General features: G+C 73.3%; 16 protein-coding genes. All 16 read right to left on the bottom strand.

Annotated elements, in window-relative coordinates; genetic code table 11:
* Window positions 1-22 precede the first annotated feature (22 nt).
* The 16 genes from der to GFH29_RS09035 all read right to left on the bottom strand — a co-directional run bounded on the left by der (window position 23) and on the right by GFH29_RS09035 (window position 15,008).
* Window positions 23-1,402, bottom strand: a complete 1,380-nt coding sequence (gene der / locus GFH29_RS09110; RefSeq protein ID WP_153323036.1) for a ribosome biogenesis GTPase Der — start codon at window positions 1,400-1,402, stop codon at window positions 23-25.
* Entirely contained in the window at window positions 1,399-2,184 is a 786-nt protein-coding gene (locus GFH29_RS09105) for a lysophospholipid acyltransferase family protein (RefSeq protein WP_153323035.1), read from the bottom strand. Before GFH29_RS09105 ends, der begins: the two co-directional genes overlap by 4 nt.
* Window positions 2,181-2,867: a (d)CMP kinase gene (cmk, locus tag GFH29_RS09100; protein ID WP_228387854.1), complete on the bottom strand. Its 687-nt coding sequence runs from the start codon at window positions 2,865-2,867 to the stop codon at window positions 2,181-2,183. The genes GFH29_RS09105 and cmk overlap by 4 nt, the downstream gene beginning before the upstream one ends.
* 11 nt (window positions 2,868-2,878) lie before the next feature.
* Window positions 2,879-3,973: a prephenate dehydrogenase gene (locus GFH29_RS09095; RefSeq protein WP_228387853.1), complete on the bottom strand. Its 1,095-nt coding sequence runs from the start codon at window positions 3,971-3,973 to the stop codon at window positions 2,879-2,881.
* A gap of 139 nt (window positions 3,974-4,112) precedes the next feature.
* Window positions 4,113-4,505 carry a glyoxalase gene (locus tag GFH29_RS09090; protein WP_153323034.1) on the bottom strand — a complete coding sequence of 131 codons (393 nt, stop codon included), beginning with the start codon at window positions 4,503-4,505 and terminating at the stop codon, window positions 4,113-4,115.
* Between the two features lie 4 nt (window positions 4,506-4,509).
* Window positions 4,510-5,304, bottom strand: coding sequence for a helix-turn-helix domain-containing protein (locus GFH29_RS09085; RefSeq protein WP_153323033.1), 795 nt, complete (start codon window positions 5,302-5,304; stop codon window positions 4,510-4,512).
* A gap of 51 nt (window positions 5,305-5,355) precedes the next feature.
* Complete coding sequence (locus tag GFH29_RS09080; RefSeq protein WP_153323032.1) at window positions 5,356-6,117, bottom strand: pseudouridine synthase; 762 nt, start codon at window positions 6,115-6,117, stop codon at window positions 5,356-5,358.
* The gene (scpB, locus tag GFH29_RS09075) at window positions 6,114-6,818 is read right to left on the bottom strand and encodes an SMC-Scp complex subunit ScpB (RefSeq protein WP_153323031.1); all 705 of its coding nucleotides are present in this window, start codon (window positions 6,816-6,818) and stop codon (window positions 6,114-6,116) included. The genes GFH29_RS09080 and scpB overlap by 4 nt, the downstream gene beginning before the upstream one ends.
* Window positions 6,815-7,675, bottom strand: coding sequence for a segregation and condensation protein A (locus tag GFH29_RS09070; protein WP_153323030.1), 861 nt, complete (start codon window positions 7,673-7,675; stop codon window positions 6,815-6,817). The genes scpB and GFH29_RS09070 overlap by 4 nt, the downstream gene beginning before the upstream one ends.
* Window positions 7,672-7,968 carry a hypothetical protein gene (locus tag GFH29_RS20645; RefSeq protein WP_323368687.1) on the bottom strand — a complete coding sequence of 99 codons (297 nt, stop codon included), beginning with the start codon at window positions 7,966-7,968 and terminating at the stop codon, window positions 7,672-7,674. The genes GFH29_RS09070 and GFH29_RS20645 overlap by 4 nt, the downstream gene beginning before the upstream one ends.
* An 82-nt stretch (window positions 7,969-8,050) precedes the next feature.
* Window positions 8,051-8,866, bottom strand: coding sequence for a ParA family protein (locus tag GFH29_RS09060; RefSeq protein WP_194288944.1), 816 nt, complete (start codon window positions 8,864-8,866; stop codon window positions 8,051-8,053).
* Between the two features lie 452 nt (window positions 8,867-9,318).
* Complete coding sequence (locus tag GFH29_RS09055; protein WP_153323028.1) at window positions 9,319-9,612, bottom strand: GNAT family N-acetyltransferase; 294 nt, start codon at window positions 9,610-9,612, stop codon at window positions 9,319-9,321.
* 42 nt (window positions 9,613-9,654) lie between these two features.
* Window positions 9,655-12,300, bottom strand: a complete 2,646-nt coding sequence (locus GFH29_RS09050) for a DEAD/DEAH box helicase (protein ID WP_153323027.1) — start codon at window positions 12,298-12,300, stop codon at window positions 9,655-9,657.
* The gene (locus GFH29_RS09045) at window positions 12,300-13,259 is read right to left on the bottom strand and encodes a site-specific tyrosine recombinase XerD (RefSeq protein WP_153323026.1); all 960 of its coding nucleotides are present in this window, start codon (window positions 13,257-13,259) and stop codon (window positions 12,300-12,302) included. Before GFH29_RS09045 ends, GFH29_RS09050 begins: the two co-directional genes overlap by 1 nt.
* Complete coding sequence (gene ald, locus GFH29_RS09040) at window positions 13,252-14,376, bottom strand: alanine dehydrogenase (protein WP_153323025.1); 1,125 nt, start codon at window positions 14,374-14,376, stop codon at window positions 13,252-13,254. The genes GFH29_RS09045 and ald overlap by 8 nt, the downstream gene beginning before the upstream one ends.
* Window positions 14,373-15,008: an NUDIX domain-containing protein gene (locus tag GFH29_RS09035; protein ID WP_153323024.1), complete on the bottom strand. Its 636-nt coding sequence runs from the start codon at window positions 15,006-15,008 to the stop codon at window positions 14,373-14,375. Before GFH29_RS09035 ends, ald begins: the two co-directional genes overlap by 4 nt.
* Between the last annotated feature and the right edge of the window lie 29 nt (window positions 15,009-15,037).

Below are 15,037 nucleotides of genomic sequence, written 5' to 3'. Positions count from 1 at the left end.
GCCCGCCCGACGACGCGTCGGATCAGCGCTTGCGCTTCTCCCGCACCCGCTGCTGGATCACGATCGGCGTACCGGCGAACCCGAACTCCTCACGCAGGCGACGCTCGATGAAGCGCTCGTAGGAGGCGTCGAGCTTGCCGGAGGTGAACAGCACGAACGTCGGCGGCGCCGTGGTCGGCTGGGTGCCGAACATGATCTTGGGCTGCTTGCCGCTGCGCACCGGGTGCGGGTGCTCGGCGACCAGACGCCCCAGGAAGGTGTTGAGCGCGCCGGTGCCCACCCGGGTCTCCCAGCCGGCGAGCGCCTTCTCCAGCGCCGGCACCAGCCGGTCGACGTGCCAGCCGGTACGCGCGGTGATGTTGATCCGCGGCGCCCACTGCACCTGCACGAGCTCGCGTTCGATCTCGCGCTCGAGGTAGTAGCGGCGCTCCTCGTCGACCAGGTCCCACTTGTTGAAGGCGATCACGAGGGCGCGGCCGGCGTCGCGGATGGTCTGGATGATCCGGATGTCCTGCTCGGAGATCGACTGCCCGCCGTCGACGACCAGCACGGCCACCTCGGCGCGGTCGATCGCGGTCGTGGTGCGCAGCGAGGCGTAGTACTCATGACCCGACGCGGACTTCACGCGCTTGCGGATGCCGGCGGTGTCGATGAAGCGCCAGGTCGTGCCCCCGAGGTCGATCAGCTCGTCGACCGGGTCGACGGTGGTGCCGGCGGCGTTGTCCACGACGACGCGGTTCTCCCCCGCCAGCTTGTTGAGCAGCGAGGACTTGCCGACGTTCGGCTTGCCGACGATCGCGATCCGGCGCGGCCCACCGACCTCCGCCTCGGGCTGCGGGGGCGGCTCGGGAAGCGCGGCGAGCACGGCGTCCAGCATGTCGCCGGAGCCGCGGCCGTGCAGCGCGGAGACGGGGTACGGCTCGCCGAGCCCGAGGTTCCACAGCCCGTAGGCCTCGGCCTCGGTGCGCTGGTCGTCGACCTTGTTGGCCGCCAGCACGACCGGCTTGCCGGACTTGCGCAGGATCTTGACGACCGCCTCGTCGGAGTCGGTGATGCCGACGGTCGCATCGACGACGAACAGCACCGCGTCGGCCAGGCTGACCGCCACCTCGGCCTGCGCCGAGATCGACAGGGCGAGGCCCTGCGCGTCGGGGTCCCAGCCACCGGTGTCGACGACGGTGAAGGCGCGGCCGTTCCAGTTGGCGTCGTAGGAGACCCGGTCGCGGGTGACGCCGGGGATGTCCTCCACGACCGCCTCGCGGCGGCCGATGATGCGGTTGACGAGCGTCGACTTGCCGACGTTCGGACGTCCCACGACGGCAAGGACGGGCACCGGTCCGGACGCGCCCCCGTCGGTCGTCGGGTCGGTGTCGTGCTCGGGCAGGTCGTAGCCCTCGGTCATGGTGCTCCTCGGTCGGTGACCCCCGTGTCGGGGTCGGGGTCCTTCTCATCGCCCGGCAACGGGCCGGGCAGCGACTGCCCGGTCAGGGCCAGGGCATGGTCCAGGTGGACCAGCATGTGCTCACGGAGCAACAACGACGTGCGCTCCACCTGTTCCCGGGTTCGGGGCCACGGGACAGGATCACAGTGGTAGGGCGGGCCGAACACCAGGTCGACGCGACCGCCCTTCGGCGGCAGCGACGAGCGGTGCCCGCCAGGCGGGCGGGTGCCCAGCATGATCACCGGAACGACGGGGGCGCCGGAGACCAGCGCGAGGTAGCCCGCGCCGCGGTGGAAGCGCGACAGGTCGCCGGCGTTGCGCTGCCCCTCGGGGAAGATGCCGACCGGATGGCCGTCGCGCAGCACCCGCAGGCAGGTCTTCACCGCACGCGGGTCGCTGTGGAAGCGGTCCAGCGGGATCTGCCCGGCGAAGCGCAGGAAGGCGCCCAGCGGTCCGTGGAACATCTCGATCTTGGTCAGCGCGTGCACCGGGCGCCGCGGCGTGAGGATCGCCAGGAACGGGCCGTCGGCGATGCCGATGTGGTTGGCCGCGAAGATCACCGGACCGGTGCGCGGGATCAGCTCGCCGCCGTGCACGTGCACGTCGTAGCGGCGCCGGATCAGGAACCGTGCGATCGGACGCAGCGGTCCGTGCAGTGCGCCGCGGAACGGGTGGCGGACCCCGGTACTGCGTGGCGGAGCCCCGTGCGCCGTGCACGGTCGCGCCTGGCGGGGGCCGCTCACTCGACCGCTCTCACCAGCGCGACGACCTGGTCGACCACCTCGTCGAGCGTGTACGGCGTGGTGTCGATGTGGACCGCGCCGTCGGCGCGCACCAGCGGGGCCGTGGCCCGCGAGGAGTCGATCTTGTCGCGGCTCAGCAGCAGCTGCTCGGTGGCGGCGAGGTCGGAGCCGCCCTCCTCGGCGGCGCGGCGCGCGGCGCGGGCGGCGGGGTCGGCGGTCAGGTAGACCTTCACCGGGGCGTCGGGCGCGACGACGGAGCCGATGTCGCGGCCCTCGACGACGATGCCGGGGCCGGTGCTCGTGGCCTCCGCGATCGCGGCGCGCTGGAGCTCCAGCAGGCGGGCGCGCACGTCGGGCACCGCGCTCACCGGGCTGACGGCGCGCGTGACCTCCTCGGTGCGGATCGCGGCGGCGACGTCGGTGCCGTCGACGAGGATCGTGGGGGCGAGCGGGTCCGTGCCGGACTCGATGCGGGGCTCCAGCGCGTGCGCGGACACCGCGAGCGGGTCGTGGATGTCGACGCCGTCGCGCAGCATCGCCCAGGTCATCGCGCGGAACATCGCGCCGGTGTCGAGGTAGCGCAGACCCAGCCGGGCGGCGACCCCCCGGGAGGTGCTGGACTTGCCCGAGCCGGAGGGGCCGTCCACGGCCACGACGATTCCGTTGACGATCCCGTTGCTCACGGGGGGTGAGCCTACCGGTGAGTGACCCAGCCGCGAGACTCCAGGGAGCCGAGGAGATGCTCGACACGCGGCTCCTCGACCAGCAGCTCCACCAGTCCGACCGGTCGGGCCGGGTCGTGGTCGATGCGGATGTCCTCGATGTTGACCTCGCTGGCGACCGCGTCGGCGAGCAGCCGGGCGAGCTCGCCGGCGACGTCGGGGACCGAGACCCACACCGAGCCCATCGGGCGCGGGGGCCCGCCGTGCTTGCCCGGGATGGCGCGCGTGCCGGCGACGCCCTCGGCCAGCAGCGACTCCAGCGCGTCGCGGTCGCCCGCGCCGACCGCGGCGATGACCCGGTCCAGCTGCTCGCGCACCTCGCCGAGCAGCGCGAGCACCGCCTCGGCGTTGCCGGTGACGATCTGGCCGTACAGCGCGGGGTCTCCCCCTGCCACCCGGGTGACGTCGCGGACGCCCTGCCCGGACAGCGCGAGGTGGTTCTCCGGGGCGGTGGCCAGCCGGGAGGCGACCGTCGCGGCCACCAGGTGCGGCACGTGGGAGGTGCGCGCGACCGCCCGGTCGTGCTCCTCGGGGGTGAGCCACACCGGGGTCGCGCCGCACAGGCGCACCAGGACCTCGACGAGCTCGACGGCCTCGACGGCGGAGTCCAGGTGGGGCGTGATCGCCCAGGGCCGGCCGTCGAACAGCGACGCGCTGCCCGCGAGCGGCCCGGAGCGCTCGCTGCCGGCCATCGGGTGGCTGCCGACGTAGCGGGCCACGTCGGGGTGGTCGGCCACCGCGGCCAGCGGGCCGCTCTTGACCGAGCCGACGTCGGTGACCACCGCGTCGGTGCCGGCGGTGCGGTCCAGCGCCTCGCGGATCGCCGTACCGAGGTGGTCCGGGGGGACCGCGACGACGACCAGGGCGGGCCGGTCCTCGTCGCGTCGCGGGCGACCGGCGCCGAGACCCGAGGCGGTGCGCACGTGCTCGGAGGAGATGTCGGTGAGTAGGACCTCGACGCCGGAGCGGCGACAGGCCAGCCCGACCGAGGTGCCGAGCAGCCCGGCGCCCACGATCTCCACCGGACCGATGGGCGCGTCCTGCGCGTCCGTGCCTGCGTGCCCCACGTCGCTCCCTGCCTTCGCCTCTCCTGACCGGGCAAGGCTACTGGCGCTCTCCCCCACCGCTCGGCGGGGTGCGCTGGCCGGACACGCGGCCCCGATCGGATCAGCCGGTGGGATCAGCCGGTGGGATCCACCCGTGGGATCAGCCGGGCTGGTAGTCGCCGAAGGACCAGTGGTTGCCCTCCGGGTCGATCACGCTGCCGCCGCGGCCGCCGTAGTCCTGCTCGACCATCGCGCGCAGCACGCTCGCGCCGGCGGCGACGGCCTTGTCGAAGACGGCGTCGGGGTCGGCGGTGATGAGGTAGGCGGCGGAGCCGCCCACGTTGTCGACGGCGGCGCCGGGGCGCAAGCTGCCGAACATGATGCCGCCGCCCTCGGGCCACAGCCACTCGGCGTGCATGACGAGGCTCGGGTCGGCCTCGTCGCGGTAGGTCGCGTGCTCGACGAAGCCGATCGCGCCGAGCCAGGCGATCGCTGCGTCGGCGTGGGCGAAGCTCATGGAGTGCCACAGACGGATGTCGGATGCGTGGGTCATGACCTCAGCCTGTGCCGTCGCCGGCCCCCTGGTCTTGGAGGAACGGGAACTCCTCGCGCAGCCAGGTCGTGGGCGGGCACCCGGCCAGCGCGACCCACTCCCGGGTCAGGTGGGCCTGGTCGGCGTACCCGCAGCGGTGCGCGACCTCGGCGAGCGGCGCCCGACCGAGCCCGGCGCGGGCCCGCTCGAAGCGGGCCAGGCGCCGTACGTCGCGCGGCGTGAGACCGCACTCGGCGCGCACCAGGGTGGCCAGGTGCCGCCGGGAGTAGCCGACCTCGGCGGCGGCCTCCTCGACGCGCAGGCCACGGGTGAGCGCCGCGAGGGCACGGCCGACCTCCGGGCGCGGCGGGTCCACCGGGCGGTACAGGCGGGCCAGCAGCGCCCCCTCCACCACGGCGGCGCGCTCCGCGGGCCGGGCCGCCGCGAGCCGCTCGGGCAGGTGCCGCAGCTCGGGGACGACGTCCTCGAGCTCGGCCAGGGTGCCGGCCAGCGCGGCCGCGGGGACCCCGAGCAGCGCCCGGGCGCCGGCGGTGGTCAGCGCCAGCTGCACCCCCGCCTGGTGCCCGTCGTGGTGGATCTGCGCCGGCTGCGCGTGCAGCCCCGACACCGTCGACCAGCGCCGCGCCCGGCTCGCGGTGCTCCCCGCCCAGCCCACGTCGAGCGGCTCGCCCACGGGCAGCACGAGCGTGAGGGTGGTGCCGGGCAGCCCCCGGTGCACGCCCGGCGCGCCCAGGTCGACGTCGTAGGCCGTCAGCGAGGCGACGTACGGCGTGAGCGCGGGATGGACCGGCCTGCCCATCGCCCCACGGTACGACGCCGGGCGCGGCCCCGTCAGCGCCCGAGACCAGCCTCAGAGGCTGGCGCTGTCGAGCAGCAGCCCGAGCTCCTCGCGGCTCAGCTCGCGGATGTCGCCGGGCTTCATCCCCATCAGCAGCACCGGGCCGAAGGCGGTGCGCGTGAGGCGGCGCACCGGGTGGCCGACCTCGTCGAGGAGCCGGCGCACGATCCGGTTGCGGCCCTCGTGGATCACCAGCTCGATGATCGAGGCGCCGGACGCCTTCTGGTTGCCGCCGACCAGGCGGGCCCGCTTCACCGTGACCGGGCCGTCCTCCAGCGCGACGCCGTCGAGCAGGCGCTTGACCGTGGCCCTGCTGATCGTGCCCTCCACCTCCGCGACGTAGGTCTTGTCGACCTCGTAGGAGGGGTGCGCCATCCGGTTGGCGAAGTCGCCGTCGTTGGTGAGCAGCAGCAGCCCGGAGGTGTCGGTGTCGAGGCGCCCGACGTGGAACAGCCGCTCGGGGCGGTCGGCGACGAGGTCGGCGATCGTGCGCCGGCCCTCGGGGTCCGACATCGTGGAGACCACGCCGCGGGGCTTGTTCAGCACCAGGTAGACCTTCTCCGAGATCGGCGGCAGCCGCTTGCCGTCGACGTGGATGACGGCGGTGCGCGGGTCCACCTTGGTGCCCAAGCGGGTGACCACCTCGCCGTCGACCACTACCAGGCCGTCGAGCATCAGCTGCTCGCACTTGCGCCGGGAGGCCACGTCGGACTGCGCCAGCAGCTTCTGCAGGCGGATCAGGCCGTCGTCGTCGGTCTCGATCTGGGGGCTCACGTCGTCTCGTCCTTCGGGTGGGTGCTGTCAGGTGCGGGGGCGGGTTCGGGGGCGGCAGGCGCGGGGGCGGCAGGCTCGGGGGCGGCGAAGGGCGCGGCCATCGCGGCCAGCTCCTCCTCCATGTCGTCCATGTCGGGCAGGTACGGCGCGATCTCGGGGAGGTCCTCCAGCGCGGTGACGCCGATCCGCTCCAGGAAGTATCCCGTGGTGCAGTAGAGGTTCGCACCGGTCTCCCGGTCCTGGCCGGCCTCCTCGACCAGACCGCGGGTGATCAGGGTGCGCATCACGCCGTCGACGCTGACCCCGCGGATCGCGGAGACCCGGGCCCGCGAGACCGGCTGCTGATAGGCGACCACGGCGAGGGTCTCCAGCGCCGCCTGGGTCAGCCGGGCCTGCTGGCCCTCCAGCACGAAGCGCTCCACGACCGCTGCGTGCTCGGGGCGGGTGTAGTAGCGCCAGCCACCGGCCACGTGGCGCAGCTCGAAGCCGCGCCCCTGCTCGGCGTACTCCTCGGCGAGCAGCTGCAGCGCGGCCACGACGTCCTCGACCGGGTGGCCCACGGCCGTCGCCAGGGTCGGGGCGTCCAGCGGCTGGTCGGCGACCATCAGCACCGCCTCGAGCGAAGGACGCAGCGCGGCCGCGGGCACCTCGGGGGCCTCGGAGGCCTCGGCGGCGGGGACGTCGTCGGTGTGCTGGGTCATGGCTGCTCCCCCTCGGGCGGCGCCCCGGGCGGGGCGCCGTCGAACTCGTCGTTGATCAGCTCATCGACGTCGGTCTCCTCGTCGCCCGTCCATCGCACCGTGAGCTCGCCGAGCGGCGTCAGCTGCTCGAAGCCGACCGCGCTCTCCCGGAAGAGCTCGAGCAGCGCCAGGAACCGGGCCACGGTCGTGAGCCGGTCCGGGGAGTCCCCGCACAGCGCCCGGAACGTCATCGCCCCGTGGCGGCGCAACCGCTCGACCACGATCGCGGCCTGCTCGCGCACGCTCACCTGGGGCGCGTGGATGTGGTCCAGGCGCACCTGCGGGACCGGCTTGGGCGCCAGGGCGCGCGCCGCGAGCGCGGCGAACTGCTCCAGGCCGATGCCGATGAGCACCTCCGGCAGCAGCCCGGCGTAGCGCTCCTCCAGCCCGACCGCACGCGGGTGGCGCCTGGCCTCCCCCGAGAGCCGCTCGGCCAGCACCGCGGCGACGCTCTTGAACGCCTTGTACTGCAACAGCCGCGCGAAGAGCAGGTCCCGTGCCTCGAGCAGCGCCAGGTCCTCCTCGTCCTCGACGTCGCCCTGGGGCAGCAGGCGCGCGGCCTTGAGGTCGAGCAGGGTGGAGGCGACCAGCAGGAACGACGTCGTCTGCTCCAGGTCCCACACCGGGCCCCCAGCCTTGACGTGGGCGATGAACTCGTCGGTCACCCGCGACAGCGCGACCTCGGTGACGTCGAGCTTGTGCTTGGCGATCAGGCTGAGCAGCAGGTCGAAGGGGCCCTCGAAGTTGTCCAGCCGCACCTCGAACCCGGTCGCCGCCGCGGCGCCGGTCGCCTCGGAGGCGTCGGCGGACGTGGTCATCCCTCCGTCAGCCGGCGCACGAGGATGCTGTCCTCGCCGTTGGCCTCGAGGTCGGCCAGCACCAGCGACACCGCCTCACGCACCAGTCGCCCGCGGTCCACGGCCAGGCCGTGGTTGCGGCGCAGGGAGAGGCGGGCGTGCTCGATCTCCAGCAGCTCCTCGGAGGTGACGTAGACGGTCATCTTCTCGTCGTGTCGCACCCGGCCGCTGGGCTTGCGCGGCGTCTTCGGCGCCGCCGCGGGCTCGGCCGCCGCCTCGGGCTCCACCTCGGCGGCCGCCGGCTGGTCGGGCACCGCGCGCACCGTCGCGGACCGGGGCGCGGCGCCTCGGGCTGCGGGACCGTCGGCCGGAACAGGTCGTCGGCCGACGGCATGCTCACCCGTCGAGACACCGTGCGAGCACCTCCCGGGCGAGCTGACGGTAGGCCTCCGCGCCCGGCGAGCTCGAGGCGTAGGACGTGATCGGCTCCCCGGCGACGGTGGAGTCGGAGAACTTCACGGTGCGTCGGATGACGGTGTGGAACACCTTGTCGCCCCAGGCCTGCACGAGACGGTCCATGACCTCGCGGCCGTGCAGGGTGCGCCCGTCGAACATGGTGCCCAGCACGCCGTCGACCTCCAGGCGCGGGTTGAGCCGCTCCTGGACCTTGTCGATGGTCGTCTTCAGCAGCGCCACGCCGCGCAGCGCGAAGTACTCGCACTCCAGCGGCACGATCACGCCGTCGGCGGCGGTGAGCGCGTTGACGGTCAGCAGGCCGAGCGAGGGCTGGCAGTCGATCAGGACGACGTCGTAGTCCTTGATGACCGGGCGCAGCACCCGCTGCAGGGTCTGCTCGCGGGCGACCTCGTGGACCAACTGCACCTCGGCGGCGGACAGGTCGATGTTGGAGGGCAGCAGGTCCATGCCCGGCACGTTGGTGGGCACGATGACGTCGTCGACATCGACGTCGCGCTCCATCAGCAGGTTGTAGACGGTGAGCTCGATCTCGTGCGGGTTCAGGCCCAGACCGACCGAGAGCGAGCCCTGCGGGTCGAAGTCGACGAGCAGGACCTTGCGGCCGTACTCGGCCAGCGCGGCGCCGAGGTTGATCGTGGTGGTCGTCTTGCCGACGCCGCCCTTCTGGTTGCACATCGCGATCACCCGGGCGTTGCCGTGCTCGGTGAGCGGCTTCGGCTCGGGGATCACCGGCATCGGGCGCCCGGTCGGGCCCAGCACGACCTCGGATGTCGGGGCGGCGGGACGCTCGGGCACGAGGGGCTGCTCGAACGGCAGGGGGTCGGACACGTGGTCATCTCCGGAAGGGGTCGGTGGTGGCGGCGGGGTGGGGCGCGGGGTGCGCACCAGCGGGGGCATGTCCGGGGCGCCTGTCCCGGAACGGAAACCGCCATCGCTCATCTGCTGCTCCCGTCCCATTATGTCGACACGACGACGTGTGACCGACTTGCGGGGGAGCCTAGGTCCGCCCGACGACACCGAACAAGCGATGTCATCAACACGGGCGCGCCCGTGCGGACATCTGTGCAGAGCCCCCGCGGGGCATGCACAGGCCACCCCGCCCCTGTGCACAGACCTGTGGAGGAATTCCCCCCGAGTCGGCGCCAATGGTTGCGCGAGTCGGCGCCAATGGCGGCGGTACGGCGCGCTCAGACCGGGTCCGCGACCAGGTCCACGTAGTCGGGGTGCTTGTCGATCCAGCCCTTGATGAACGAGCACATCGGCACCACCTCGCGCTCCCCCGAGCGGCGTACGTCGTCGAGCGCGCCGCGGGCGAGCGCGGAGCCCACGCCCTGGCCCTCGAAGGCGTCGTCGACCTCGGTGTGGGTGAACACGATGCGGCCCTCGCGCAGCACGTAGTCGGCGAAGCCGGCCAGCTCACCGCCGATCCGGGCCTCGTAGCGGCTGTTCTCGGGGACCTCAGCGACGTCGATCTCACTCATGCCCCGACCCTACGTGGCACCCGGTTCCGCCCGATGGGCCCCTCACAGCCGCCGCATCGCCTCCGTGGCCAGCACCAGCTCGCCGGCCTCGTCGGAGGCGTCCAGGTCCGCCACGGCCTCGATGAGCCAGTCGTGGTGGCCCTCGGGGTCGGCGATCGTCTGGCGCACCCGCCACAGCCGCGACCCACCGGGCCGGGCCTCGTCGTGCTCGTCGGGATCGACGCCCAGCGGGACCCCGGTCGCGTGCTCGACCACCAGGTGCTGCGGGCCGCGGGCGTCGCCCGCCGTCTCCACCCGGTCGTGCTCGGCGTAGTAGGCCTCGATCGCCTCGTCCCAGCGCGAGCGGGTCATCACCACCTCGCGCGGCGGCTCGGTGCGGTCCGCGGCGGCGCGCTCGAGGGCCATCAGGCCGCCGAGGTCGTCGCGGGCGACCAGCTCGACGCGTCGCCACATGGCGTTGCGCACCATGACCGCGAAGGCACGCTCCTGCCGCGAGATCGGCCGCGCCGAGGTCGGCGGCCCCGCGTGCGCGAGTTCGGCAGCGCGCAGCGCCACGGCGGCGGGGTCGGTGAGCGCCTCCCACTCGTCGAGCAGCGAGGAGTCGGTCTGCCGCACCGTCTCCCCCAGCCACTCCTGGAGGTCCTCCAGCTCGGGGGTGCGGTGCGCCTCCGGCACGGTCTGGCGCAGGGTGCGGTAGGCGTCGGTGAGGTAGCGCAGCACCAGGCCCTCCGAGCGGGCCAGCTGGTAGCGGCGCACGAAGTCGGTGAAGCTCATCCCCTGCTCATACATCTCCCGCACCACCGACTTCGGCCCGAGCGCGTCCTCGGGCAGCCACGGGTGGCGCTGGCGATAGATCTCATACGTCGCGCCGAGGAGCTCGGCCAGCGGCTGGGGCCAGGTGATCTCCTCCAGCAGCGCCATCCGCTCGTCGTACTCCAGCCCGTCGGCCTTCATCTCCGCGATCGCCTCGCCGCGGGCGGCGTGCTGCTGGGCGAACAGGATCTGGCGCGGCGCGTCGAGCACGCTCTCGATGACGGAGACCACGTCGAGGGCATGGTCCGGGGAGTCGGGGTCGAGCACGTCGAGCGCCGCGAGCGCGAAGTGCGCCAGCGGCTGGTTGAGCGCGAAGTCGGCGGGCAGGTCGACGGTCAGCACGTAGCGGCGCCCGTGCTCGTCGAGCTCGTCGAGGCGGGTGATCACCCCGGAGTGCAGCAGCGAGCGGGCCAGACGCAGCGCCCGCCGGGCCAGGCGCCGCTGCTGGCGCTCGTCCTCGTGGTTGTCGGTCAGCAGCCGCCGCATCACCGCGAACGCGTCCTCGTCGCGGGCGAGGACGTTGATCAGCATCGAGTTGTCGACCTTCATCCGCGAGACCAGCTGCTCGGGCTGGCCGGAGACGAGCTTGTCGAAGGTCTGCTCGCTCCACACCACGGCACCCTCGGGTGCCTTCTTGAGCTGCGCCTTGGACTTCTTCTTCGGGTTCGCGGCGTTCTTGGCGGCCGACTTGGCCTTGGCGCGCTCGTTCTCGATGACGTGCTCGGGCGCCTGGACCACGACGTACCCGGCGGTGTCGTAGCCGGCCCGACCCGCGCGCCCGGCGATCTGCAGGAACTCGCGGCTGCGCAGGATCCGCTGCCGGTTGCCGTCGAACTTGGCGAGCCCGGTGAACAGCACCGTGCGGATCGGGACGTTGATGCCCACGCCCAGGGTGTCGGTGCCGCAGATCACCCGCAGGACGCCGCTCTGCGCCAGCTGCTCGACCAGGCGTCGATAGCGCGGCAGCATCCCCGCGTGGTGCACCCCGATGCCGCGGCGCAGCAGCTTGGACAGCGTCTTGCCGAAGCCGGCGCCGAAGCGGAACGCGCCGATCCGCTCGGCGATCTCCTCGCGCACCTCCTTGCTGGGCTGGCCGATGCCCGAGGACGGCGAGAGCAGCGAAGTGGCGTGCTCGACGGCGGCGGCCTGGGTGAAGTGCACGACGTAGACCGGGGACTGACCGGTGGTGACCAGCTCCTCGAGGGTCTCGGAGAGCGGGGTGAGGGCATAGCTGAAGGTCAGCGGCACCGGACGCTCGGCGTCGTCGATCACCGCGGTCTCGCGCCCGTTGCGCGTGGTCAGGTCGCGCGCCAGCTCGCTGACGTCGCCCAACGTCGCCGACATGAGCAGGAACTGGGCGTGCGGCAGCTCCAGCAGCGGCACCTGCCAGGCCCAGCCGCGGTCGGGCTCGGTGTAGAAGTGGAACTCATCCATCACCACGAGCCCGACGTCGGCGCTCGCGCCCTCGCGCAGCGCGAGGTTGGCCAGCACCTCCGCGGTGCAGCAGATGATCGGGGCGTCGGCGTTCACCGAGGCGTCGCCGGTGAGCATGCCGACGTTCTCGGCGCCGAACACCTCGCACAGGGCGAAGAACTTCTCGCTCACCAGCGCCTTGATGGGCGCGGTGTAGAAGCTGACCCGGTCCCCGGCCAGCGCGGCGGCGTGCGCGCCGATCGCCACCAGCGACTTGCCGGAGCCGGTGGGGGTCGCCAGCACCACGTTGTTGCCGCCCAGCAGCTCGATGACCGCCTCGTCCTGGTGCGGGTAGAGCGCGAGGCCCTGGCCTGCGGCCCAGCCGGTGATCGCCTCATAGACCCGGTCCGGGTCGTCGACCCGGGGGACCCAGGCGGCACCGTCGGTCTTCGTCTCAGTCATCAGTCCCGTGCTCTCGGATGTGCGGTCGCGAAGACCTCGCGCAGGTTGTCCACGGTGACCAGTGTGTAGACCTGGGTCGTGGTCACCGACGCGTGCCCCAGGAGTTCCTGCACGACGCGTACGTCGGCGCCGCCGTCGAGCAGGTGTGTGGCGAAGGAGTGGCGCAGCGTGTGCGGGCTGACGTCACGTGTCACGCCGGCCCGGTCGGCGGCCTTGGTGAGCACCGCCCAGGCGGACTGACGCGAGAGCCGGCCGCCGCGCGCGTTGAGGAAGAGCGCGGGGGTCCCCCGGCCCTCGGCGAGCAGCGCGGGGCGCCCGCGCACCAGGTAGGCCGCAACCGCCTCGCGGGCGTAGGAGCCCACGGGGACCAGGCGCTCCTTGCCGCCCTTGCCGCGCAGCAGCACCGTCCCCTCCCCCGACGCCGCCGGGCCACCATCCAGGCCACCTGGGCCCCAGTCCAGGTCGTCGACGTCGAGCCCGACCGCCTCGGAGATGCGGGCGCCGGTGCCGTAGAGCACCTCGAGCAGGGCCCGGTCGCGCAGCGCCAGCACGGTGCCGGGAGCGCCCGCGGCCTCGAGGATCGCCTCGACGTCGGAGAGCGGCAGCGCCTTGGGCAGCCGCTTGGCCGGCGTCGGCGGCTTCACCGCGGCGGCCGGGTCGGCCTGGGCCAGCCCGTCGGCGACCGCGAAGCGGTGGAAGCCGCGCACCGCGACCACCGTGCGGGCCGCGGACGTCGCGCTCAGCGGCGGGTGCTCCTCGTCGCCCTCGCGCAGCCGGGCCAGGAACTCCGCGACCGTGGCCTCGCTGACCTCGTCGAGGTCGGTGATGCCGACCGCGGCCAGGTGGGCGCTGTAGCGGCGCAGGTCGCGCCGGTAGGACTGCAACGTGTTGGCGGCGAGCCCGCGCTCGACGGAGAGGTGGTCGAGATAGGTGCGGACCGCCCGGGAGACCTCAGCCACCGGCAGCGAGCGCCTCGGTCACCGCGATCGCGTCGATCCCGGTCGCCTCACCGACGGCGGCGTTGGTCAGCCGCCCCGCGTGGGTGCTCAGGCCGCGCGCCAGGGCGCCGTCCTCGGTGCACGCGCGGTGCCAGCCCTTGGCGGCCAGCGCGACGACGTAGGGCAGCGTGGCGTTGGTGAGCGCGTACGTCGAGGTGTTCGGCACCGCACCGGGCATGTTGGCCACGCAGTAGAACGTCGAGCCGTGCACGGTGTACGTCGGGTCCGCGTGGGTGGTGGGCCGGGTGTCCTCGAAGCAGCCGCCCTGGTCCACCGCGATGTCGACCAGCACCGAGCCGGGCTTCATCGCGGCCACCAGCTCGTTGCTGACCAGCTTGGGCGCGCGAGCGCCGGGGATCAGCACCGCACCGATCACCAGGTCGGCCTCGGTGACCTGCTGCTCGATGGCCAGGCGCGAGGAGGCCAGGCCGTGCACCCGGTTCTGGTAGCGCCAGAACGACATCCGCAGCTTGTCCAGGTCGTTGTCGAGGATCGTCACGTCCGCGCCCATGCCGAGGGCGATGTTGGCGGCGTTCTGGCCGGCCACCCCGCCCCCGATCACCACGACCTTGGCATTGGCGACCCCGCCGACCCCGCCGAGCAGCACGCCGCGGCCGCCCTCGGCGCGCAGCAGCGCGTGTGCGCCCACCTGCGGCGCCAGACAGCCGGCGACCTCCGACATCGGGTAGAGCAGCGGCAGCGCACCGGAGGCCAGCTGCACGGTCTCGTAGGCGATCGCGGTGACCTCCCGGGCCACCAGCTCCTCGGTGAGCCGCTGGTCGGCGGCGAGGTGGAGGTAGGTGAACAGCACCAGCCCGGGGCGCAGCCGGTGGTACTCCTCGGCGATCGGCTCCTTGACCTTGAGCACCAGGTCGACGCTGCCCCACAGCTCGTCGGGGTCCGCGCACAGCCGGGCCCCGGCGGCGGCGTACTCCTGGTCGGGGATCAGCGAGCCGGCGCCGGCGCCGGACTGGATCCAGACCTCGTGGCCGGCGGCCACCAGCTCGTGCACGCCGACCGGCGTGATGGCGACGCGGTACTCGTGCACCTTGACCTCGGTGGGGACGCCGATCTTCACCGTGCCACGCTCCTCTCGCTCGACACGCCACCCAGCAGCCCGCGCCCGCGGGCGATCAGGGTGGCCATGATCACCGGTGCGTCGGTGACGCGACCGGCCAGGACACCGTCGATGAGCTCCTCGGCAGGCACCCACAGCACCTGCATGTCCGCCTCCTCGTGGTGCGGCACGAAGTCCCCGCGGCCCACCTCGCGCAGCCCGCGGGCCAGATAGATGTGCACGACCTCGGAGAGGATCCCGGGTGAGGTGTACGCCGAGGTGAGGTGCTCCCACTCCTCGGCCTCGTAGCCGGTCTCCTCGCGCAGCTCGCGCTGGGCGCCGACCAGCGGGTCCTCGCCCTCGACGTCGCACAGACCGGCGGGCAGCTCGAGGAAGCGGCGCCCCACCGCGTGGCGGTACTGCCACAGGCACAGCACCCGGTCGCCCGCGTCGTCCTGGTCGACCGCGAGCACGATCACCGCGCCCGGGTGCTCCAGCACGACGCGCCGGAACGGCTCCTCGTCGGGGCTGTCGGGACGGTCCACCCAGTCGGCGCGCAGCGCCATGATCCAGTCGTCGCGGTGCAGGTCGGCGCTGCGCACGACCGGCCACTGCTCGTCGACGTCGGAGATCGGGGTGGGGATCGCGGTCATGGGGGCACGGTACAAGCCGGCCCCCATGC

This window comes from Nocardioides sp. dk884 (assembly GCF_009557055.1).
Lineage (GTDB): Bacteria > Actinomycetota > Actinomycetes > Propionibacteriales > Nocardioidaceae > Nocardioides.
This window is presented reverse-complemented; position numbering and strand designations above follow the sequence as displayed.

Coding starts and splice junctions, on each gene's coding strand:
- GFH29_RS09055 (WP_153323028.1), bottom strand. CDS start 9,612: ATGAGTGAGATCGACGTCGCTGAGGTCCCCGAGAACAGCCGCTACGAG.
- GFH29_RS09060 (WP_194288944.1), bottom strand. CDS start 8,866: ATGCCGGTGATCCCCGAGCCGAAGCCGCTCACCGAGCACGGCAACGCC.
- GFH29_RS09090 (WP_153323034.1), bottom strand. CDS start 4,505: ATGACCCACGCATCCGACATCCGTCTGTGGCACTCCATGAGCTTCGCC.
- GFH29_RS09035 (WP_153323024.1), bottom strand. CDS start 15,008: ATGACCGCGATCCCCACCCCGATCTCCGACGTCGACGAGCAGTGGCCG.
- der (WP_153323036.1), bottom strand. CDS start 1,402: ATGACCGAGGGCTACGACCTGCCCGAGCACGACACCGACCCGACGACC.
- GFH29_RS09085 (WP_153323033.1), bottom strand. CDS start 5,304: ATGGGCAGGCCGGTCCATCCCGCGCTCACGCCGTACGTCGCCTCGCTG.
- scpB (WP_153323031.1), bottom strand. CDS start 6,818: ATGACCCAGCACACCGACGACGTCCCCGCCGCCGAGGCCTCCGAGGCC.
- GFH29_RS09050 (WP_153323027.1), bottom strand. CDS start 12,300: ATGACTGAGACGAAGACCGACGGTGCCGCCTGGGTCCCCCGGGTCGAC.
- GFH29_RS09070 (WP_153323030.1), bottom strand. CDS start 7,675: ATGACCACGTCCGCCGACGCCTCCGAGGCGACCGGCGCCGCGGCGGCG.